The following is a 21,352-nucleotide window of genomic DNA, read 5'->3' as shown; positions in this document are numbered from 1 at the left end:
CCATGCCGAATATTCAGATACTAGCCTCGCACGCGCCCTGGGTATCGCTGGCCGCCACGGACGAGGACTGGGCGCGGGCCGATCCCGTCCTGCTGGGTACGCTGCTCTCGCACTGCCACCTGATACGCGGCTTCGAGGAAGCCGTGCTGGAACTGGCCGGCGAAGGGCTGGTGCACGGCCCCGCGCATTCCAGCATCGGCCAGGAGGGCGGCGCCGCCGGCTCCATCGTGGGACTGCGCGCCGACGATGGGGTGAGCGGCTCGCATCGCGGCCATCACCAGTTCCTGTCCAAGTCCCTGGCTTATCTGTGCCCGGACGGCATGGACCCGGTGGCGGACATCGCGCCGGCGGTGCAGGCGCTATTGCAGCGCACGCTGGCGGAGATCCTCGGCCTGGCGCAGGGGTTCTGCAAGGGCCGGGGCGGCTCCATGCACCTGCGCTGGCCCGAGGCCGGCGCGCTGGGTACCAATGCGATCGTCGGCGGCGGCGTGCCCATGGCGGCCGGACAGGCCTGGGCCCATCGGCGCGCGGGCGGCGATGCCGTCATGGTGACCTATTTCGGCGATGGCGCGGTCAACATCGGGTCCGTGCTGGAGACCATGAACCTGGCGGCGGCGTGGAAGCTGCCGCTATGCTTTTTCGTCGAGAACAACCGCTATGCGGTCGCCACCGGCGTGGAGGAAATCACCGCCGAGCCGCGCCTGTCCGCGCGCGGACAGGCCTTTAATATTCCCAGCTGGCATGTGGATGGCATGGATCCGCTGGCGGTGCACCTGGCGATGCAGGCGGCCCTGGCGCATATGCGCGCCGGCAAGGGGCCGACGCTGATCGAGGCCGACGTCTATCGCTATTTCCACCAGAACGGGCCGTTTCCCGGCAGCGCCTTCGGCTATCGCGACAAGGAAGAGGAAAAAGCCTGGCGCGAACGCGATCCCCTGGATCTGCTGGCGCGGCGCATGACGGAGCGGGGCCTGTTGACGCAGGCGCACATCGACGCCCTGCGCGATCGCGTGGCGCGTGCCATGCGGACCGCGGTGGACGCGCTGGTGGAATCCGACACCGGCGCGGGCCCCGGCAAGCGCCGGATACGGCCGGGCTTGTGGCCGTCCGCGGATTTCCGCGATGTCGGGATCCTGGGCGACCTGGCCGGGATGGGGGACGGCGGCGAATTCCACGGCGAGACGGTGCCGCGCAAATTCGTCGACGTGGTGGCCGACGTCATGGATCGCCGCATGGCGCTCGACGACGCCATCGTCGTCATGGGCGAGGACGTGCACCGGCTCAAGGGCGGAACCAATGGCGCGACCCGCGGGCTGGCGCAGCGGTATCCGGGCCGCTGCCTGGGCACGCCCATCAGCGAAAACGCCTTCGTCGGACTGGCCGGCGGCATCGCCCTGGACGGGCGCTACAAGCCGGTGGTGGAGTTCATGTACCCGGACTTCATGTGGGTGGCGGCCGACCAGGTATTCAACCAGATCGGCAAGGTGCGCCATATGTTCGGCGGCGACGATGCCGTGCCGCTGGTACTGCGCACCAAGGTGGCGATGGGCACGGGCTATGGTTCCCAGCATTCCATGGATCCGGCCGGCATCTTCGCCACGTGTCCGGGCTGGCGCATTGTCGCGCCCTCCGACCCTTGCGACTATGTGGGCCTGATGAACGCGGCCCTGCGCTGCAAGGATCCCGTGCTGGTGATCGAGCACGTGGATCTGTACAACACGACCGCGCCGGCGCCGCGCGACGACCTGGATTTCGTGCTGCCGGTGGGGCGCGCGGCGCTGCGGCGCACGGGATCCGCGTTGACGGTGATCGCCTACTTGTCCATGGTCGGCCATGCGATGGAAGCCCTGGACACGCTCGGTCTGGACGCCGATCTGGTGGACCTGCGCTGGCTGGACCGCGCCAGCCTGGACTGGGACACCGTGGGGGCCAGCATACGCAAAACGAACAATGTCCTGATCGTGGAGCAGGGCGCCCGGGGGACTTCCTACGGCGGCTGGCTGGCCGACGAAATCCAGCGGCGCTATTTCGACTGGCTGGACCAGCCCGTGCAACGCGTGACCGGCGGCCTGGCCGCGCCCAGCATCTCCAAGGTCCTCGAACGGGCCGCGATCGCCCGCACGGACGAAGTGGTGGCGGGATTGCGCGAAGTGCTGCGCAACAAGGGGGAAGCCTGATGGCGACGATGGTGTGCATGCCCGCGGTATCGGCCAACGCGCCGGACGCCGTGCTGGTGGAGTGGACGGTGCGCGAAGGCGATGCGGTGCGGGCGGGCGATAGCCTGGGCGGCATTGAAACCGACAAGGCCATGGTCGACCTGGAGGCCGAGCACGACGGCGTGGTGGGCAGACTCCTGGTGGCGCCGGGAAGCCGGGTGGCCGTCGGCGCGCCGCTGGCCCTGCTGCTGCGGCAGGGGGAAACGGCGGAGGATATCGCGGACGCCGCGCGGCGGGCCGACGCGGCGGCGGTCGCCGGTGGGGATGCCGCCGCGATCGCCGGTGACGATGTGGCGGTGTCCTTCGATGCGGATACGCCGGCGGTCGGCAACGGCGATGCCGCGACATCCGCGGGTGGAAACGCCGCGCCCGGCGCGCGCCGGTTCGCCAGTCCGGTGGCGCGGCGGCTCGCGGCCGAAAACGGCCTGGCGCTCGCCACCCTGGCCGGATCGGGTCCGCAGGGCCGTATCGTCAAGCGGGATGTGGAGCAGGCGATGGAGGCGGCCAGCGGCGCGCCGCCCATCGCGACCGAAGACGGTGGATCATCCCCCGCCTACGAGGTCCTGCCGCACAGCTCGATGCGGCGTGCCATTGCCCGCCGCGTGGCCGCGAGCAAGAGCACCATCCCGCATTTCTATCTGCGCGGCCAGTGCCGCGCCGATGCGCTGCTGGGACTGCGCGAACAGCTCAAGACCGTCGTGCCGGGACGGGTGTCCATCAACGATCTGGCGGTACGCGCGGCCGCCTGCGCCTTGCGCGACGTGCCGGACATGAATGTGACCTGGACGGCGGACGCCCTGCGGCGCTATCGCCACGCCGATATCGCCGTTGCCGTCGCCACGCCGAACGGCCTGGTCACGCCCATCGTGCGCGGCGCGGACCAGCTGGGCGTGGCCGCCATCAGCGGCACGATGACCGCCTTGATCGAGCGCGCGCGCGCCGGCCGGCTGGCGCCCGCCGAATACGAGGGCGGCAGCTTCGGCATCAGCAATCTGGGCATGCTGGGGGTGGTGGATTTTGCCGCCATCATCAATCCGCCGCAGTCGGCCATGCTGGCGATCGGCGCCGTCGCCCGCGAAGCCGTCGTGGAAGCGGATACGATACGGGTCGCGTCCGTCATGCGATACACGCTGGCGGTCGACCATCGCGCCATCGACGGCGAACTGGCCGCGCGGTGGCTGGCGCGCTTTACGTGGTACCTGGAACATCCGGTTGCCATGCTGGTCTGAACACAATATCCATGCAGCACGTTCCCATTCCGCCTTGTATTGATACCTTGGACGAACAGCCCATCCTGCGCGGCGAGGGCCTGGCCGCGGGCGTGGCGCAGCGCCTGCGGCATGCCATCGAGCGGCGCGACATCGCCGCGGCGGGCAACCGGCTGCCGTCCGAAGCGGCGCTGGCCAAGGCCTATGGCGTCAGCCGGCCGGTCATCCGCGAAGCCATGTCCTTGTTGAAATCCGAGGGGCTGGTGATCTCGCACCAGGGGCGGGGACAGTTCGTCAACCCGCAGGGCAGCAATGTCTTCCGGCTGGAGCCTCCGCCCGATTCGGAAGAGGGCTTGAGCGAACTGTTCGAGTTCCTGCTGGCGGTGGAGGTTCCCGCCACGCGGCTGGCCGCCCAGCGGCGCAGCCCGGCCGAACTGGACGCCATACGCGGCGCCTACCAGCGCCTGTACCAGGCCACCCGCGACCTGGGCGACGGCACCGATGAAGACGAAGCCTTCCACCGCGCCATCGTGCAGGCCAGCCACAACCAGTATTTCATCGCCTTCGCGGGCTTTCTCGATACGCGCGTGCGGCGGCTGATCCGCACGGCGCGCAAGAACACGCGTAACCGCTCCATGGAGCTGGTGTGGCAGGTGCAGCGCGAGCATGAGGCCATACTGCGCGCCATCGAGGACGGCGACCCGGAACGCGCCAGCACGGCGGCCGCCGCGCACCTGAATAACGCGGCGGCCCGGCTGGTGTTGTACCGTCAATAAAGGCGGGCGGCCATGCGCGCGCCGCACGGCATCAGGTCATCAGCCACCCGCCGGCGATATCTATCGTCTGTCCCGTGATGAAGCGCGCCTGGTCCGAGACCAGGAAGACGCAGGCATCGGCGACTTCCTCCGGCGTGCCCAGGCGACGCAGGGCGGTGACGCCCGCCACCGCGTCGTTGACCGCCTGCGGCACCGTCTTCAGCAGCGGCGTGGCGATGCGTCCGGGCGCCAGGGCGTTGACGGTGATGCCATACTCGCCCAGCTCGCCCGCCCAATGTCGGGTCAGGCCGATCAGGCCGGCCTTGGTGGCGGCGTAGTGGCCGGCGACGATGTCGCAATAGGCCTTGCCCGCGACGGACGACATATTCACGATACGGCCCCAGCCCTGCGCCATCATGTGCGGCGCCGCCAGCCGCGTCAGGTAGAACGCCGCGTTCAGGTTGACCCGCATCACCATGTCCCATTCATCGGGCGGCATCTCCCAGACCTTCAGCGCACGTCCGGCGGTCTTGGGGGAGATGCCGGCATTGTTCACCAGGATGTCGGCGCCCCCCAGCGCGGCGGCGAGTGTGCGGTAGGCCGCTTCGCAGGCGGCGTAGTCCTGGATATCGGCCTGGACGAAGTGGACGGCATGGCCGGCTTGCGAAAGGCGTCTTTGCAACGCGGCGCCCGCCTGGGCGTCGCGGTCGACCAGGCCCACCTTGGCGCCGGCGTCCACCAAGGCCTGCACGATGGCGGCGCCGATGCCCCCCGCGGCGCCGGTGACGATGGCCGTTTTGCCGGCGATGCGCGCGCCGGGGCCGAACGCCCGGCGGTCGCCCGGGGATGATGCATCGGGGGAACTCTGCGATGGCTGCGACATGGCCCGTATCCTGTGTATGCGGGTTCCGTACAACGACACGGCCCGCTCGTTGCCCGCCGGCTTTTCAATGGCCCAGGTAGGCCTTTTTCACGTGCGGGTTGTTCAGCAGTTCCTCGCCGGTGCCGGCCAGTACGATGCCGCCGTTCTCCAGCACGTAGCCGCGATCGGCCAGGCGCAGGGTACGGAAGACGTTCTGCTCCACCAGCAGCACCGTGACGCCGTGCGCCGTAATGCCGCGGATGATGTCGAACATCTGCTGTACAAGCAGCGGCGACAGGCCCAGCGACGGCTCGTCGAACATCAATAGCCTGGGATTCGCCATCAGCCCGCGCGCGATGGCCACCATCTGCTGTTCGCCGCCGGACAGCGAGCCGGCATACTGGCCCAGGCGCTGCTTGACGCGCGGAAAGATCTCCAGCACCTCGTCCATCTTGCGCCGCACCTGCGCCCGCGCCGCTCGCTTGTAGGAGCCCATCAGCAGGTTGTCGCGCACCGTGAAATGCGGGAAGAGCTGGCGCCCTTCGGGCACCATGGTAATGCCGGCATCGACGATGTCGTAGGGCGTGCGGTGGGTCAGCGGCCGGCCTTCGAACTCGATGCTGCCGCCCTGGCAGGGGATGATGCCGCACAGGGTTTTCAGCGTGGTCGTCTTGCCCGCGCCATTGGCGCCGATCAGCGTCACGATCTCGCCGGCGCGCACCTCGAAATCCAGCCCGTTCAGCACCTGGGTCTTGCCGTAGCCGGCGCGCAGCTGCGATACCTTAAGCATCCTGGTACTCCTTGCCCAGATAGGCCTCGATGACGGCGGGGTCCTCCACGACCTCGCGCGGCGCGCCGCTGACCAGCACGCTGCCCTCGTTGATCACGATGATGCGGTCGGACAAGGCCATGGTCGCGCGCATCATGTGCTCGATCAGCAGGATAGAGACCCCGCTGTCCCGTATGCCCCGGATCAGCTGGATGGCGATCTCGATGTCGGTGGGATTCAGGCCCGCCATGACCTCGTCCAGCAGCAGGATGCGCGGCCGCGTCGCCAGCGCGCGGGCGACCTCCAGGCGTTTCATGCCGCCCACGGTCAGATTGCGCGCCTCGGTATGCAGGAAGCGGGTCAGGTGGGTACGCTCGGCCACCTCGCGCGCCACGTGTTCGGCTTCGTCGTGGTCCCGCGTATTGATGTAGGCGCCCAGCATGATGTTCTCCAGCACGCTCAGGCCCGTAAAGGGCTGGGCGATCTGGAAGGTGCGCCCCAGGCCCGCATGGGCGAATTCGTCGGGCGTGTCGCAGCTTGCCCAGGCGCCGTGGGCATCGCGCAGGCGTACGCTGCCGCTGTCGGGCGACAGGAAGCCCGACAGCAGGTTGAAGACGGTCGTCTTGCCGGCGCCGTTCGGCCCGATGATGCCCAGGATCTCATGCTCATGCAGCGTCAGGGAGACGTCATTGGTGGCGCGCAAGCCGCCAAAGCTCTTGTGCAGGTTCTGCGCGGTCAGCACGGGCTGGCCCAGCGGCCTGGGATTGGCCGCCGCTTGCGTGGGGGCCGGCATGGCGCCGACCGCCGGCGTGCTGGCGCGGGCGGGGCCGTCTTGCGGGACGGCGACGGTCATGGGCGCGCCCGGCGCGCCGGGTCCCGCGGTGGCCAGGCGGGCGGCCACGGCACGGTGTTCGCGCGGCCGGCCCAGATAGGGCAGCCGGTCCAGCATGCGTTCGATGGCCGGGCCGAAGGCGCCGGCCAGTCCGCGCGGGATGGTCAGCACCACGGCCACCAGGATCAGGCCGTAGATCAGCCCGTGCATGCCGTTGCCCACGGCGCTCAGCCAGCCGCGCGCCAGTTCGGCGATGGGCAGGACCAGGAAGGTGCCGGCGATGGGCCCGGCGACCGTGCCCAGGCCGCCGATCAGGGCGAACATGGCGATCTGCACCGACAGGTCCAGCGAGAACGCCGACGCGGGATCGATGAAGGTCAGGTAAGTGATGTGGAAGGTGCCGATGATGCTGGTGAGCACGGCCGAGATGACCGCGGCCAGGATCTTCACGCGCGTCGTGTGGATGCCCACGGCGCGCGCGGCGTCTTCGCGCTCGCGGATGGCGATCAGGTAATGTCCCATGCGCGAACGGCGCACCATCCACGATACCCACACCACCAGCACGAACAGCGCGAAGGCGATGATGACGTAGTTCACTTTTTCGCGGAAGACGATCCAGGTCCAGCCGATGTTCAGCGGCAGGCTGATGCCGCTGGAGCCGCCCGTCCAGCTTTCTTCGTGGATGACCAGCAGGCGGAAGACCTCCAGGATGGCGATGCTGGCCAGGGCGAAGAAGGGCCCGCGCAGGCGCAGCGTGGGATAGCTGATGACCACGGCGACCAGGCCCGAAAGCACGGCGCCGGCCACCATGCCTATCCAGGGCGAGATGCCGAAATTCTGGGTCAGCAGGGTCGCGGTGTAGCCGCCTATCCCATAGAAGACGGCGTGTCCCAGGGACAGTTTTCCGGCATAGCCGCCGACAATGTTCCAGGCGACCGACATGGCGCCGAACACGAAGAGCAGGATGAAAAGATTGGTCCAGAAGGGCGTGGCCAGCGCTACCGGCAAGACGAACATGAGCGCCAGCAGAATCAGGCTGACGTAGGCTTTGGGGCTGCGGAAATCGGGAATCACGTCTTGCTCCTTGTTATTCCGTTCCGACGCCGAACAGGCCGCCCGGCCGCAAGACGAGGATCAGCAGGAAGATGCCGAAGTACACGACCTCCTTCAGGTCGGGAGCGATGTAGTAGCCGGCCAGCGAGTCCACCACGCCGATGATCATGGAGCCGGCCACCGCGCCGTACAGGCTGCCCATGCCGCCCAGCACCACGATGACGAAGGCCGTCAGCACGAAGTACGTGCCCACCGTTGGAAAGACGGGATACTGCGGCGCCAGCAGGCCGGCGGCGACGCCCACGAAGGCGGTACCCAGGCCGAAGGCGATCACATAGACCATCTTGACGTTCACGCCCATCAGCATGGCGGCATAGCGGTGCTGCGCCACCGCCCGCAGCGCGCGCCCCAGGTAGGTGCGGTGCATGAACAGGTGCAGCAGCACGGCCAGGGCGATGGCCACCAGGAAGGTGACGAGCTGCCCGCTGACCATGGAATACTTGCCCAGCGCGACCGCGCCCGTACCCAGTTCGGCGGGCGCGCGGAACACATTGGCGCCGAATACCACCAGGGCCAGGTTCAGCAATATGGTGGACACTCCCACGGTGGCGAAAATCTGGATATGTTCATCGGCGTTGAGCAGCGGCTGGATGATGGCGCGCTGCGTGAAGGCGCCCAGCGCGAACATGATGATGGCCACCGGCACCAGGCCGATATACGGGTGGATGCCGAACTGGCTGGCCGCCAGGTAGACCAGGTACATGCCCACCATCAGGAATTCGCCGTGCGCGAAGTTGACCACGCGCACGACGCCGAAAATCAAGGTCAGTCCCAGGCTGATGATGGTGTAGGCGCCGCCCAGCAGCAGCCCGTTGATGATCAGCTGTATGAAGATGTCCATCTTGTCGTCCCGCGTGGGCGCGGGGCCCGGGCGCCCGCGCGCGGCCGGCCGCGGTGCGGCCGGCGTCCGTCGGCGCCGGCGGCGGCCGGCCCCGGCCTGGATTACTTGTTGAAGACCGGCTTGCCGAGCGCGAGATTGGACGGCGCGATGGTGACCAGCTTGCCGTTGTCCTGCCACTGCATCACATAGAATTCAGAGGCATTGTTCTGGCCGTCCTCGCCGAAGTCGAAGCCCCAGCCGTTGGCCGTTTCCCCGGGCTTTTTCTTGTAGGCCAGCACGGCCGCGCGGATCTTGTCCTTGTCGGTGGACTTGGCGTTGGCCATGGCTTCCAGGAAGGCCTTGGCGCCGACGTAGTTCGCCAGGCTGTGGCCCGACTGCGGGTCGCTCTTGTAGGCGGTCTTGTAGGCCTGCAGGAATTTGTCCAGGCCGGGCGCGCCCGCCGGGTTGATCGACGCCTGCGGGAAGTCCAGGTCGAACACGCCGTTCATGTCGGGGCCCACCGCCTTGGCGGTATCCGCCAGCGAATAGCCGCCGCCGGCGCCGATCACGACCTTGGGCGCGAAGCCCGCGGACTTGGCCTGCCGGAAATACAGGATGGCGTCGTTCTGATAGGCCGTCTGCAGCACCACGTTCACATTCGCGCCCTTGAGCCGCAGGATCAGCGAAGACAGGTCCACCGTCTTGGCGGAATAGGGCAGTACCTCGGCGACCTTGTAGCCCAGCTCCTTGGCACGCTGCTGCTCGGTGGCGGCGACGTCGGTACCGTAGGGGCCGTCCTCATGGATGATGCCGATGACGATGTCCTTGGGATTCATGCCCATGCCCGGCGCCACCAGGTCGTGCAGCGCATTGACCACCGCATAGCCGTACTTGCCGGTGTTGGGATTGCTGCGGAACAGGTATTTGTAGCCGCGCTGGGTGATCTTGTGCGCGGTGGCGCCCAGCTCGAAATACGGTATGCCGGCCAGCTCCGTGACCGGCGTGGCCGCATAGGAAATGCCCGAGGCATAGCTGCCGAACACGGCGGCCACGCCCGATGAGGTCAGGCGCTTGGTTTCCGACACGGCCTGGTTGGGATCGACGGCGTCCGCCTTGACGATCTGGATCTTCTCGCCATTGATGCCGCCCGCCGCGTTGACTTCATTGACCGCGATCTCCAGGCCGCGGAAGCTTTCCTGGCCCAGCAGCGCCAGCGCGCCGCTGAAAGGGTATACGGCACCGACCTTGATGTCCGCCGATGCGCCCGCGCTAAGCAGCATTCCGCATGTGCCGACCGCCAAGGCAAACTTGGTGAGTTTGTGCATGTCTCGCTCCGTTTATGTCGTTGTATGGAATCGCTGCATCGGGCCGGCCGGGACAGACATATATGATATATTTTCCGCGCGGACGTTCGAAGGCTGCCCAATTCTGTCGTGGCGCCGGAAGCACGGTAAATGAGGGATTACCCCAGGGCGCGAAGCCATCTTCGTGCGCCGAAAAAGGAGACAAGCGAATGTTCGAAGAGGTCGATTACCGCGGCAGGAAAGTGCTGATCACCGCGGGCGCGGACGGGCTCGGTTGGGAGATGACGCAGTTATTCCACCGGGCCGGCGCCAGCGTGATGATCTGCGACATCAACCAGGACCGCCTTGCGGAGGCCGCCCGCGCGCTGCCCGGGCTGCATGCCGTCGTGGCCGACGTCGCCGACGAGGCCAGCGTCGCCGCGCTGTTCAAGGCGGTGGACGAGAAGCTGGGCGGCCTGGACGTCCTGGTCAACAACGCCGGCATCGCGGGGCCCACGGGCCACGTCGAAACGCTGTCCAAGGCCGACTGGGACCGCACGCTGGCGGTCAATATCACCGGCCAGTTCCTGTGCGCCCGCTTGGCCGTTCCGCTGCTGAAGCAATCGCGGGCCGGCGTCATGATCAACCTGGCCTCCGCGGCCGGCCACCTGGGCTTCCCGGGACGATCGGCCTATGCCGCATCCAAATGGGCGGTGGTGGGGTTCACCAAGACGCTGGCGCTGGAGCTGGGCCCCTATGGCATACGCGTCAATGCGATCCTGCCCGGGGCGGTGGAAGGACCGCGCATCCGCGCCGTCATCGAGGCCAAGGCGCGCGCGCTGGGCCGGCCGGTGGAGGAAATCGCCGGCCAGTACGAAAGCCAGGCGGCGCTGGGCCGCATGGTGACGGCGCGCGACATCGCCAACATGGTCTTGTTCAATGCCAGCGAGGCGGCCGCCAGCATCTCGGGCCAGGCGATCGCCGTGGACGGCTTCACGCAGAAACTCTATTGACGTTCTCCGGGCCCGTCGCCCCTGCGGGCGTCACGCGTGTCGCGCGTAGCCGGCCCGGAACTTAATCAGGAGGCGATCCATGCCTGTCGTGGCGATTGTGGGCGCGGGACTGATCGGGCAGGGCTGGGCCATCGTATTCGCGCGCGCGGGCTGGCGGGTCCGCCTGTACGACGTCGATGCCGGCCGCCTGGCCGAAGGCCGCGATCTGGTGCAACAGCAACTGCACGCCTTGCAGGCGCAAGGCTTGTTGCGCGATGCCGCGGCGGCCGCGGCATGCGTGGAGACCGCCGCCACGCTGGAGGCCGCCCTGGCGGACGCGGTGTACGTACAGGAGAACTCGCCGGAACAGGTGGCCGTCAAACGGGCGCTGTTCCAGACGCTGGATGCGCTGGCGGGACCGGAAACCATACTGGCGAGCTCGACTTCCAGTATTCCGGCCAGCCAGTTCACGGACCATCTGGCGCAACGCCATCGCTGCCTGGTGGCGCATCCGGTCAATCCGCCTTACCTGGTGCCCGTGGTGGAAATCAGTGGCGCCCCCTGGACCGGCGAGCAGGCCATTTCCCGCACCCGCGACATTCTGGCCGCGGTGGGCCAGCGCCCGGTGGTGGTGCGCAAGGAGATCGAAGGCTTCATCCTGAACCGCCTGCAGGGCGCCTTGCTGCAGGAGGCCTTCCGCCTGGTGCGCGACGGCGTCGCCAGCGTGGAGGACATCGATACCACGGTCAAGGACGGCCTGGGCCTGCGCTGGTCGTTCATGGGCCCGCTGGAAACCATAGACCTGAATGCCCCGGGCGGCATCGCCGACTATTGCGCGCGTTACGGCGCGATGTACGCTTCGATAGGCGCCAGCCAGGCGGAGTGCCCGGCCTGGGACGGCACCCTGGTGGACACGCTGTCGCGCGAGCGGCGCGAGGCGTTGCCCGCCGAGGACCTGGCGTCACGCCGCTTCTGGCGCGACGAACAACTGATGCGCTTGATGCGCCACAAGCAACAGCAGAGCGGAGAGACGAATGGCTAAAGCCAAGCAGAAGGTAATCATTACCTGCGCCGTGACGGGTGCGATCCATACGCCCAGCATGTCGCCGCATTTGCCGGTGACGGCCGACGAGATCGCCGAGGCCGCCATCGGCGCGGCGCGGGCGGGCGCGGCGGTGCTGCACCTGCATGCGCGCGATCCCCGGACAGGCAAGCCTTCGCAGGATCCGGCGCTGTTCGAGCCTTTCCTGAAACGGATCAAGAACGAGTCGGACGCGGTGATCAACATCACCACCGGCGGCAGTCCCCACATGACGGTGGAAGAACGCATGCGGCCGGCGGCGACGTTCAAGCCCGAGGTCGCCTCCCTGAATATGGGCTCGATGAATTTCGGCCTGTTCCCGATGCTGGAGCGCTTCAAGGAGTTCAAGCACGATTGGGAACGCGAGCATCTGGAAAACAGCCGGTCGCTGATTTTCCGCAATACGTACCAGGATATCGAGACGATCCTCTCCATCGGCAATGCCAACGGGACGCGCTTCGAGTTCGAATGCTATGACATCAGCCATCTGTACAACCTGAAGCACTTCGTCGACCGCGGCTTGGTGAAATCGCCGCCGTTCATCCAGTCGGTGTTCGGGATACTGGGAGGCATCGGGCCGCATCCGGAGGACCTGATGCATATGAAGCGGACGGCGGATCGCCTGTTCGGGGGCGACTACGAATGGTCGATCCTGGGCGCGGGTCGCAACCAGATTCCCCTGGCCACCATCGGGGCCGCGATGGGATCGAATGTGCGTGTCGGCCTGGAGGATTCCTTGTGGATAGGGCCGGGGCAGCTGGCGGAATCGAACCGGGTGCAGGTGGAGCGGATACGTACGATCCTGGAGGCGCTGAATCTGGAAATCGCTACGCCGGATGATGCGAGGGAGAAGCTGGGGCTGAAGGGTGGGAATGCGGTTGCTTTCTAGACTGCGGGGGTTTTGCTGATGGCGGCTGGTGGATGATGGTGTCGTAGGTGGTCTTGCTTGTGGCGTCCGGTGATGATGCTGTCGTAGGTTGTCTTGCTTGTGGCGTCCGGTGATGATGCTGTCGTAGGTTGTCTTGCTCATGCCGTCCGTCGGGGGTGATGCCTGGCGTGTCCGGCCCGGTCGGGCGGTCCAGCGCCTTCGCGCTGGACTACCGCTGCGTCTTCCTCGTTCGGCGGCCGAACAGGCGTTGGCGTTCTTGCGGCCTTTTTGCCCGGCCGTCCTGCCTTCGGAAGCCCGCGCGCGCCCTCCGACGGGCCGGCCCCGCCAGGCATCACCCCCGCCGGACTCACGGCCTGCCTTAGCGGCGGGTGCTGCGGCGGTCTTGGTTCTTGGCCCTTCGTGGGCAGCGTTGGCGAGTTCGAGAAAGAACTTCCGGTGCCCGTCATTTTTGGGCCGCCCCGCGCGGCCCAAAAATGCCTACGTAGTGGGGCGTGCATCGGTTGCTGGTATGCGGAGGCCGTGGATTCGGAGTGGATGTGCCACGCCCCCAGGGTGGGGGGGACAAGGCGGTGTGGCGGGCCGCCAGCCGGCCCGCCACACCGTAGCACCGTGCCTTGCCACGGACGCTGGCATAGGCGCGGCCCGTCGATAGCGCTGTTGTGGGATAGCGTGTTTCGTTGGTTCGCCAGTGCCCATCGTCGCGCTGGTTTCGCTATAGACCTCTAGTTCGGGTAGCGCCCTTAGTATGGCGCCGATGCTGCCTGATTGCGATAGTGCCACTCGTTGATATCGGCGATGTTGCCTGGCTGTGATAGTGCCACTCGTTGATATTGCGATGCCGCCCGATCGCGATAGCGTCCCTCGCCGATATCCCGAGCCCGCCAAATTTCGATAGCGTCGCCGGTTGATATCGCGGTCCCGCCACGCTTGATAACGCCGGCACCGTCTTATCAAGCTCTGGCGTGCCTATCGCGAACATCCGTGGCAAGGCACGGTGCTACGGTGTGGCGGGCCGGCTGGCGGCCCGCCACACCGCCTTGTTCCCCCCCTCTGCAAGGGCCAGTATCTCGCTTCGATCCCCGCGGATCACATTCGAGCAACCTCCGCACGCAAAGCCGCGTAGGCGTTTTTGGGCCGCGCGGGGCGGCCCGAAAACGACGGGCACCGGAAGTTCTTTCTTGAGCGCGCCAACGCTGCCCACGAAGGGCCAAGAACCAAGACCGCCGCAGCACCCGCCGCTAAGGCAGGCCGTGAGTCCGGCGGGGGTGATGCCTGGCGGGGCCGGCCCGTCGGAGGGCGCGCGCGGGCTTCCGAAGGCAGGACGGCCGGGCAAAAAAGCCGCAAGAACGCCAACGCCTGTTCGGCCGCCGAACGAGGAAGACGCAGCGGTAGTCCAGCGCGAAGGCGCTGGACCGCCCGGCCGGGCCGGACACGCCAGGCATCACCCCCGACGGACGGCATGAGCAAGACAACCTACGACAGCATCCACCGATTTCCCGATGAAAAAGACCTTGGCAGCCTTCCCACTGTATCTCGACGCTGTGATTATTTGCTGGCTGCGGCCGCCAGGGCTTCTTGCTCTTTTTCTTTTTCGACCAGCCAGTCGATCATGATTTTGCCGCCCCAGACCAGATCGGCCTGGATGGCCTTGGCGGCGCCCTCCGGGTCGCGCGCCTTCAATGCCGCCAGGACGGCTTCGTGGCGATGCTGGCCGCCGGAGTAGTCTAGTCCCGCCGTCTTGACGTGAAAGACCTTCAGGATAGGGCCGGTGATCACCCAGAACGACTCCACCGTATTGCGCAGAATCGGCATCCGGCTCGCTTCCAGGATGGCGAAGTGGAACTTGCGATTCAGGTAGCTGGCCCGCTTGGGATCGCTGGAAGTACAGGCGATGAACTCTTCCTGCAGCGCCACCAGCTTGTCCAGCTGCGTCCGCGTGATCTTGGTGGCCGCCTCGGCCGCGCCCATGCCTTCCAGGTGGAAGCGGATCTGCTGGATCTCGCGCAGTTTCTCGGAATTGACGTAGGGCACATACACGGCTGTCGCCGCCTGCATCTCCAGCCCCTGTTCGCTGATCAGCCGGAAGATCGCTTCGCGTACGGGCGTGATGGACACACCCAGTTCCTGTGCCAGCTCGCCGATGATCAGCCGCTCGCCCGGTTCGTACTGCCCGTTGATGAGCGCTTCCCGGATCTCGGTATAGACCCGGACCGAGAGGTTCTCTTTTTTGACGGGCTTGAGGTTGGACATGGGCGTACGGCCGGCCGCTGGTAAGAAAGGACGGAATTCTAGCGTGCGGTGGCATTTTTCCTGTCAGGTGGCTATATTATATATCATATATCCGTAGCCAAAATACGGACCGCGCATACTGGAGACAAACAGCATGGTCGAACCCCACCCAAGCGCGCCACTGCATGCCCGGCAAGGTGCCCGGCCCAGCGAGCAGGAACTTGCCACGCTGCGCGAGAAAGCGCGGTTCATCCGGCTGGAAACCATCCGGCTTATTGAAATCGCCAAAGTCGGACACTACAGCTCCGTCTTCTCCTGCGCGGAAATTTTCGCCTCCCTCTACTACGGCGTCATGCGGCTCAGGCGGGGCGAGCCCGGATGGGAAGGGCGCGACCGTTTTCTCATGGGCAAGGGGCATGCGGCCGTCGGGCTTTTTCCCGTGCTGGCGGACTGGGACTACATCCCGCGGGAAATGCTGGACGGCTACACGCGGCTGGGCAGCCCGCTGGGCGACCATCCCGACATGACCAAGGTTCCTGGCATCGACTTCAGCTCCGGCTCCATTGGCCATGCGCTCTCCAACGGGGCCGGCATCGCCATCGGCGCCCGCATGCGGGGCGCCGATTTCAACGTCTTTGTCATGCTGGGGGACGGCGAAATGCAGGAAGGCCAGGTCTGGGAGGCCGCCTTGTTCGCCGCGCATCACAAGCTCTCGCGCCTGATCGCCATCGTCGACCGCAACGGCTACCAGCTGGACGGCAAAGTCGACGACGTCATCGGCGTCGAGTCCCTGAAAGAGAAATGGTCGGCCTTCGGCTGGCAGGTCCATGAGGTCGACGGGCATGACCTGTCGGCCCTGACGGCCTTGTTGCGCGGCTTGAGGTCCGATGCGGCGCGGTCCGGTCCGGCTTGCGTGATCGCGCGCACCGTCAAGGGCAAGGGCGTCAGCTTCATGGAGACCGAGCCGGGCTGGCACCTGGGCTATCTGGCGCCCGCCGATGCGCGTGTCGCCATCGAGGAAATCATGGCGCGGGAGATCTGAACATGACCGATATCGCGCATACGGGCGCCGGCTCCCGGACGGGCGGCTCCGCGCCGATGGCGGGTGGCCGGCCCCTGTCGCCGGAGTCCTGGCAATACCGCGCCTTGAACGCCGTGACGCCGGGGCTGGCCTGGCTGGCGGACGCGCTGGTCGAACTGACCCGCGCCGGCCATCCCGTGGTGGCGGGATCGGCGGACCTGCAGCATTCCAACGGCCTGGCCCGCTATGCCGCCGCGTATCCGGAGCGGTATATCCAGTTCGGCATCTCCGAGCAGAACATGGTGTCCGCCGCGGCGGGCCTGGCCACGCTGGGCTACACCCCCTTCGTTGCCACCTTCGCCTCGTTCCTGGGCCTGCTGTGCTGCGAGCAGATCCGCATGGACGTCGCCTACACCCGGCTGCCCGTGCGGCTGATCGGCCATCATACGGGCATCAGTTTGGGCTTTTACGGCACTTCCCACCACGCCACGGAGGATATCTCCACCATGCGCGCCATCGCGGGATTGACGGTGGTGTCGCCGGCCGATGGGCCGCAGCTGGCGGCGGCTATCAAGGCGTCGGTGGATTGGCCCGAACCCATTTACTTCCGCATCGGGCGCGGACGCGATCCGCAGGTCTATCCGGTGGACAGGCCTTTCGTCTTCGGCAAGGCCATCGTTCATGCCACCGGCAGCGACGCCACGCTGGTGGCCTGCGGCATCGCCGTGCACGCGGCGATCGAGGCCGCCGCGGCCCTGCGGCAACAGGGCTATTCCGTCGGTGTCATCGACATGCCGACCATCAAGCCGCTGGATCGCGATGCGCTGCTCGCGGCCAGCCGGCAGGCGCCGCTGATGATCACCGTGGAGGAGCACAACGTGCTGGGCGGCCTGGGGTCGGCCGTGGCCGAGGTGCTGGCCGAAGCGGGCACCGGCACCCGGCTGGCGCGGCACGGGATTTATGATGCGTACAGCCTGATCGCGCCGCCGGCGGCCTTGTACGCGCATTACAGGCTGGACGCGGCCGGCATCCGGCAGGTGGTCCTGGAGCAGATCGAGAAAAACGGAGACGAACGATGACGCCCATCAGCGGCAAGACGCGGGTATATGGCATCCTGGCCGACCCCATCCATCACGTGCAGGCACCGCAGCGGCTGAACGAGCATTTCGCCGCCATCGGCTTCGATGGGGTAATGATCCCCATGCACGTCCGGCCCGACAACCTGCCCGCCGTCGTGGCCGGCCTGCGCGGCATGGAGAACCTGGGCGGCGTGGTCGTCACCGTGCCGCACAAAACCGCCATCCTGGCCTTGTGCGACGAGGCCTCCGACGTGACGCGCAAGATCGGCGCGGCCAACGTGGTGCGCCGCGATGCCGATGGCCGTCTCGTCGCGACCATGCTCGATGGCGATGGCTTCGTCGGCGGACTGCGCATGGAAGGCCGGCAGGTGGAAGGCAGGACGGCCTATCTGGCCGGCGCCGGCGGGGCGGCCAATGCCATCGCCTTCTCGCTGGTGGGAGCGGGCGTGGCGCGCCTGACCGTTGCCAACCGGACGCGCGCCAAGGCCGAGGACCTGCGCCAGCGCATCCTGGCCCTGCATCCTTCCGCCGACGTGCGCGTGGGTTCCCAGGACCCCTCCGGCCACGATCTGGTGGTCAATGCCACGTCGCTGGGGATGCGGCAGGGCGATGCGCTGCCGCTGGATGTGTCGCGCCTGGAGCCCCATCAGCTGGTGTGCGAGGTCATCATGCAGCCGCGGGAAACGGCGCTGCTGCTGGCCGCGCGGGAACGTGGCTGCGCCATCCAGTACGGCGCGCCGATGCTGGCCGCCCAGATCGCCCTGATGGCGGATTTCCTGGGGGCGCGGGCCTCCTAGGCGGGCGCGGCCGCCGTGCACGCGCGGGGCGCCACGCGTTCCGCGCGAATGTCTTGCGGACGTCTTCCGGGATGTCTCAAGGATGTCTCAAGGATGCCCTGGGGATGCCCTGCGGATGTCTCGCGGGTCCTGCGGATGTTGCGTTGGCCGCGCGCAAAGGGGATCGGACTATCGATGGACGAGTACGACTACATCATCGCCGGCGGTGGCACTGCCGGCTGCATTCTGGCCAACCGCCTCAGCGCGGACGGCCGCTACCGCGTGCTGATGCTGGAGGCCGGGCGTGACGGCGGCAATATGTGGGTGTCGATACCCGCGGGCTTCAGCAAGCTGCTGGTGGACCCAGTCTACAACTGGCGCTTCCAGACCGAGCCGGAGGAAAACGTATACGGCCGCGTTATCTCCGTGCCGCGCGGCCGGGGGGTAGGGGGCTCCACGCTGATCAACGGCGGGATCTATGTACGCGGGCAGCCGGGCGACTACGACGCCTGGGAGCGGGCCGGCGCGCGCGGCTGGGGATATCGCGACGTCGAACCGTATTTCCGCAAGCTGGAAGACTACCCGCAAGGCGGTCCCTCGCGCGGCAAGGGCGGACCCATGCACGTGGTGCAGGTGCGCGAGCGCTTTGCCTTGTCCGACGCATTCCTGGAGGCGGCGCGCCAGGACGGCCACCGCGACAATCCGGACTACAACGCGGGCGAGCAGGAGGGCTTCGGCTACTACCAGGTGCTGCAGCATCGCGGGCGCCGCTGGACGGTGGTGGACGGTTATCTGGATCCCGTGCGCGGGCGTTCCAATCTGCGCGTCGTCGACGGCGCGCAGGTGACGCGCCTGCTGTTCGAAGGCAGCCGCTGCGTGGGCGTGCAGTACCGCAAGGGCGTGAACGAGACCACGGCACGCGCGCGTGTGGAGACATTGCTCTGCATGGGCGCCGTCCAATCGCCGCAGCTGCTGGAGCTGTCGGGGATCGGCGACCCGGAGCGCCTGCGGGCGCTGGGCATTCCGCTGGTGCATGCGCTGCCGCGGGTGGGGGAAAACTACCAGGAACACTACGCGACCCGCATGAACTGGCGTGTCAAGGACACGGTCACCTTGAACGAGATGTCGCGCGGCTGGCGGCTGATGCAGGAGCTGGGCAAATACTATGCGGCGCGGCGCGGCATCCTGACCCTGGGCACGGGCCTGGTCCATGGTTTCGTCAAGACCGCACCGGGCATGGCCACGCCGGACGCGCAGTATTTTTTCGTGCACGCCAGCTATGCGAACGCGGCCGAACGCATTCTGGATCGTCATCCCGGCATGACGATAGGCGTGGCACAGCTGCGCCCCGAGTCGGTGGGCAGTATCCATATCCGGACGGCAAGTCCTTACGATCCACCGGCAATCCGTCCGAACTTCCTGGATGCGGAGACGGACCGGAATTGCCTGGTCGAAGCCATGCGTATCGCGCGGCGCATCGTGCGGCAGCCGGCTTTGCGGCGTTACGTCGCGCAGGAGACCAGTCCCGGTGAGCAGGTTGAAAGCTACGACGAATGGCTGGATTTTGCCCGCTGGAATGGGCAGACCATCTATCACCCGGTGGGTACCTGCCGCATGGGATCGGACGACGGCGCCGTGACCGATCCCCGGCTGCGCGTGCGGGGGATAGCCGGCTTGCGCGTGGTGGATGCGTCCGTGATGCCGTCCATGGTGTCGGGTAATACACAGGCGGCGGTGATGATGGTGGCGGAGAAGGCGGCCGATATGATCCTGGAGGATGCGCGTCGGGCGTAGCGCGCGGGAATGCCGGGACGATAAGAAGAACGGGATGCCGTGGGCGGCGTGTCGGCGTCCAGGCCGGCTTGGCGATGCTATTTCTTGGCGAGGCTGACGATCCAGGCCTGCAGATAGCGTTCGTAGCCGCGGATCTCGTCTTCCATTCGCGATGCTTCCGCGGCAGTGCGCTGGCAGGCGTCCGCTGCTGCCGATGTGGACGGCACGGCCTTATCGTCGGAGGCCTGCGGAACGGGCGCGCCGAAGAAGCCGGCGAAGTGCGCGAACGTATCGAAGATGCGCTGCCAGATCCCGGGGCGGCGGCACACGGCCGAGCCCGGGGCGGACTCGGAGGACGAGGCGGCGGCGCCTGGAGCAGAGGAAGCGCCTGGAGCGGAGGAAGGGCCGGGAGCGGAGGAAGCGCCAGGAGCGGAGGAAGGGCCAGGAGCGGAGGAAGCGCCAGGAGCGGAGGCCGACGCGGCTGCGGACAGATAGGCGGCGGAAGCGGCCGGGGCGCTGTCCTCCCGTGCGCCGCCGCGCGGGGCGAGCTCGCGGCGCGGCCGCGGCGCGATACGGGATGTCCCGGGAGATGGAGATGCCGGGGCGTCCGAAGTGGAAGGCGCGCCATACGCGCCCAGCATGTCGACGAAGGCGGCTGCATGGCCGGCGATGCCATGCGCGGGTGTGTCGCGGGGGCCGGGGTGGTCCCGGGACGCGCCGGGGTCCAATGGGAGAGGCAGGCGGTGGCCGAGGCTGCTGGGTAGGTTCACGGGTTTCTCCTGAGGTGACCGAGAGCGTCGGCTGAGTGCGGGCCCCCGGGGGAAAGTTCCTGGGCGGTGGCCACGCATATCGCGGTTTACGATAGGCACATGCGGCGCGATACCGCGGTCCGCCTGCAAGGAGTCATGCGTGCTCATCGTCGAGGATCTTCATAAGTCGTTCGCCACCGCGCAGGGCACGCTGCCGGTGCTGCGCGGCGTGGACCTGCGCCTGGGCGCCGGCGAAAGCCTGGCGCTGATGGGCGAATCCGGCAGCGGCAAGAGCACGCTGCTGCATGTGATCGCCGGCCTGGAGACGCCCGATGCCGGCCATGTCCTGGTCGATGGCGCACCCTTGCACGCCCGCGGCGAAACCGGCCTGGCGCGATGGCGCCGCAGCGGAATCGGCCTGGTTTTCCAGCAGTACAACCTGATCGGCAGCCTGGACGTGTCCGCGAACCTGGCCTTCCAGGCCCGCTTGGCGGGCCGCCATGACGCGGCATGGCTGGCGCACCTGACGGAACGCCTGGGCCTGCCGGCCCTGCTATCCCGCTATCCGGAGCAACTGTCCGGCGGGCAGCAGCAGCGCGTGGCGATCGGCCGCGCCCTGGCGGGGCGGCCGCCGCTGGTGCTGGCCGACGAACCAACGGGCAGCCTGGACGAGGCCAGCAGCGATGCCGTGCTGGACTTGCTGCTGGAACTGGTGCGCGACGCGGGCAGCGCGCTGCTCATGGTGACGCACAGCGCGCGCCTGGCCGAGCGCCTGTCGCGCCGGCTGGTCCTGCATCTGGGAAGGGTCTCCATGGATGAGGGCCACACCGCCGGTCCGGCCGACGCGAGCGCCGTCGCCCACGCGGATGGCGCCGCCGCGGCAGCGGCCCGATAAGGATCGCCGG

At 67.5% G+C, this 21,352-nt stretch carries 18 protein-coding genes; 11 read left to right on the top strand and 7 right to left on the bottom strand.

Annotated features, from left to right (window positions below; genetic code table 11):
• The first annotated feature begins 2 nt into the window (after positions 1–2).
• From BAU06_RS15520 to BAU06_RS15510, 3 genes are read left to right on the top strand one after another with little or no spacing between them, the layout of a single operon-like run.
• Entirely contained in the window at positions 3–2,177 is a 2,175-nt protein-coding gene (locus BAU06_RS15520) for an alpha-ketoacid dehydrogenase subunit alpha/beta (RefSeq protein WP_066351242.1), read from the top strand.
• The gene (locus BAU06_RS27220; protein ID WP_066351233.1) at positions 2,177–3,445 is read left to right on the top strand and encodes a 2-oxo acid dehydrogenase subunit E2; all 1,269 of its coding nucleotides are present in this window, start codon (positions 2,177–2,179) and stop codon (positions 3,443–3,445) included. Before BAU06_RS15520 ends, BAU06_RS27220 begins: the two co-directional genes overlap by 1 nt.
• Positions 3,446–3,492: 47 nt before the next feature.
• On the top strand, positions 3,493–4,200 hold the full coding sequence (locus tag BAU06_RS15510) for a FadR/GntR family transcriptional regulator (protein WP_197509310.1): 708 nt from the start codon (positions 3,493–3,495) through the stop codon (positions 4,198–4,200).
• Positions 4,201–4,231: 31 nt separating this feature from the next.
• On the opposite strand, the gene BAU06_RS15505 is transcribed toward BAU06_RS15510, so the two are convergent.
• From BAU06_RS15505 to BAU06_RS15485, 5 genes are all read right to left on the bottom strand, one after another.
• Positions 4,232–5,062: an SDR family oxidoreductase gene (locus BAU06_RS15505; RefSeq protein ID WP_082988268.1), complete on the bottom strand. Its 831-nt coding sequence runs from the start codon at positions 5,060–5,062 to the stop codon at positions 4,232–4,234.
• A gap of 64 nt (positions 5,063–5,126) precedes the next feature.
• Positions 5,127–5,831 (bottom strand): ABC transporter ATP-binding protein, encoded by a 705-nt coding sequence (locus BAU06_RS15500; protein WP_066351226.1) that lies wholly within the window; start codon positions 5,829–5,831, stop codon positions 5,127–5,129.
• Entirely contained in the window at positions 5,824–7,716 is a 1,893-nt protein-coding gene (locus tag BAU06_RS15495; RefSeq protein ID WP_066351218.1) for a branched-chain amino acid ABC transporter ATP-binding protein/permease, read from the bottom strand. Before BAU06_RS15495 ends, BAU06_RS15500 begins: the two co-directional genes overlap by 8 nt.
• Positions 7,717–7,729: 13 nt before the next feature.
• A complete protein-coding gene (locus BAU06_RS15490) occupies positions 7,730–8,596 on the bottom strand; it encodes a branched-chain amino acid ABC transporter permease (RefSeq protein WP_066351209.1) in 867 nt (288 codons plus the stop codon).
• A 101-nt stretch (positions 8,597–8,697) separates the two neighbouring features.
• Positions 8,698–9,900, bottom strand: a complete 1,203-nt coding sequence (locus BAU06_RS15485; protein ID WP_066351200.1) for an ABC transporter substrate-binding protein — start codon at positions 9,898–9,900, stop codon at positions 8,698–8,700.
• Between the two features lie 188 nt (positions 9,901–10,088).
• On the opposite strand from BAU06_RS15485, the gene BAU06_RS15480 reads away from it, so the two are divergent.
• From BAU06_RS15480 to kce, 3 genes are all read left to right on the top strand, one after another.
• On the top strand, positions 10,089–10,871 hold the full coding sequence (locus tag BAU06_RS15480) for an SDR family oxidoreductase (protein ID WP_066351194.1): 783 nt from the start codon (positions 10,089–10,091) through the stop codon (positions 10,869–10,871).
• 79 nt (positions 10,872–10,950) lie between these two features.
• Positions 10,951–11,892: a 3-hydroxyacyl-CoA dehydrogenase gene (locus BAU06_RS15475; RefSeq protein ID WP_066351189.1), complete on the top strand. Its 942-nt coding sequence runs from the start codon at positions 10,951–10,953 to the stop codon at positions 11,890–11,892.
• The gene (gene kce, locus BAU06_RS15470) at positions 11,885–12,820 is read left to right on the top strand and encodes a 3,5-dioxohexanoate:acetyl-CoA acetone transferase (protein WP_066351183.1); all 936 of its coding nucleotides are present in this window, start codon (positions 11,885–11,887) and stop codon (positions 12,818–12,820) included. Before BAU06_RS15475 ends, kce begins: the two co-directional genes overlap by 8 nt.
• A 1,545-nt stretch (positions 12,821–14,365) precedes the next feature.
• On the opposite strand, the gene BAU06_RS15465 is transcribed toward kce, so the two are convergent.
• Positions 14,366–15,070 (bottom strand): GntR family transcriptional regulator, encoded by a 705-nt coding sequence (locus tag BAU06_RS15465; protein ID WP_066351174.1) that lies wholly within the window; start codon positions 15,068–15,070, stop codon positions 14,366–14,368.
• A gap of 133 nt (positions 15,071–15,203) precedes the next feature.
• Between BAU06_RS15465 and BAU06_RS15460 the strand changes: the two genes are divergently transcribed.
• The 4 genes from BAU06_RS15460 (at position 15,204) to BAU06_RS15445 (ending at position 19,719) form a co-directional block, all read left to right on the top strand.
• Entirely contained in the window at positions 15,204–16,091 is an 888-nt protein-coding gene (locus BAU06_RS15460; protein ID WP_066351172.1) for a transketolase, read from the top strand.
• Between the two features lie 56 nt (positions 16,092–16,147).
• On the top strand, positions 16,148–17,149 hold the full coding sequence (locus tag BAU06_RS15455) for a transketolase family protein (protein ID WP_066359130.1): 1,002 nt from the start codon (positions 16,148–16,150) through the stop codon (positions 17,147–17,149).
• Complete coding sequence (locus tag BAU06_RS15450; RefSeq protein WP_066351170.1) at positions 17,146–17,946, top strand: shikimate dehydrogenase family protein; 801 nt, start codon at positions 17,146–17,148, stop codon at positions 17,944–17,946. Before BAU06_RS15455 ends, BAU06_RS15450 begins: the two co-directional genes overlap by 4 nt.
• A 174-nt stretch (positions 17,947–18,120) precedes the next feature.
• Positions 18,121–19,719 carry a GMC family oxidoreductase gene (locus BAU06_RS15445; RefSeq protein WP_066351167.1) on the top strand — a complete coding sequence of 533 codons (1,599 nt, stop codon included), beginning with the start codon at positions 18,121–18,123 and terminating at the stop codon, positions 19,717–19,719.
• Between the two features lie 77 nt (positions 19,720–19,796).
• On the opposite strand, the gene BAU06_RS15440 is transcribed toward BAU06_RS15445, so the two are convergent.
• Positions 19,797–20,027, bottom strand: coding sequence for a hypothetical protein (locus BAU06_RS15440; RefSeq protein ID WP_066351164.1), 231 nt, complete (start codon positions 20,025–20,027; stop codon positions 19,797–19,799).
• Between the two features lie 580 nt (positions 20,028–20,607).
• On the opposite strand from BAU06_RS15440, the gene BAU06_RS15435 reads away from it, so the two are divergent.
• Positions 20,608–21,342, top strand: coding sequence for an ABC transporter ATP-binding protein (locus BAU06_RS15435; RefSeq protein WP_082993717.1), 735 nt, complete (start codon positions 20,608–20,610; stop codon positions 21,340–21,342).
• Positions 21,343–21,352 lie beyond the last annotated feature (10 nt).

The organism is Bordetella bronchialis (genome assembly GCF_001676705.1).
Classification (GTDB): domain Bacteria; phylum Pseudomonadota; class Gammaproteobacteria; order Burkholderiales; family Burkholderiaceae_B; genus Bordetella_C; species Bordetella_C bronchialis.
Note: the sequence above shows the minus strand (reverse complement) of the source record. Positions and strands in the feature narration are given on the sequence as shown.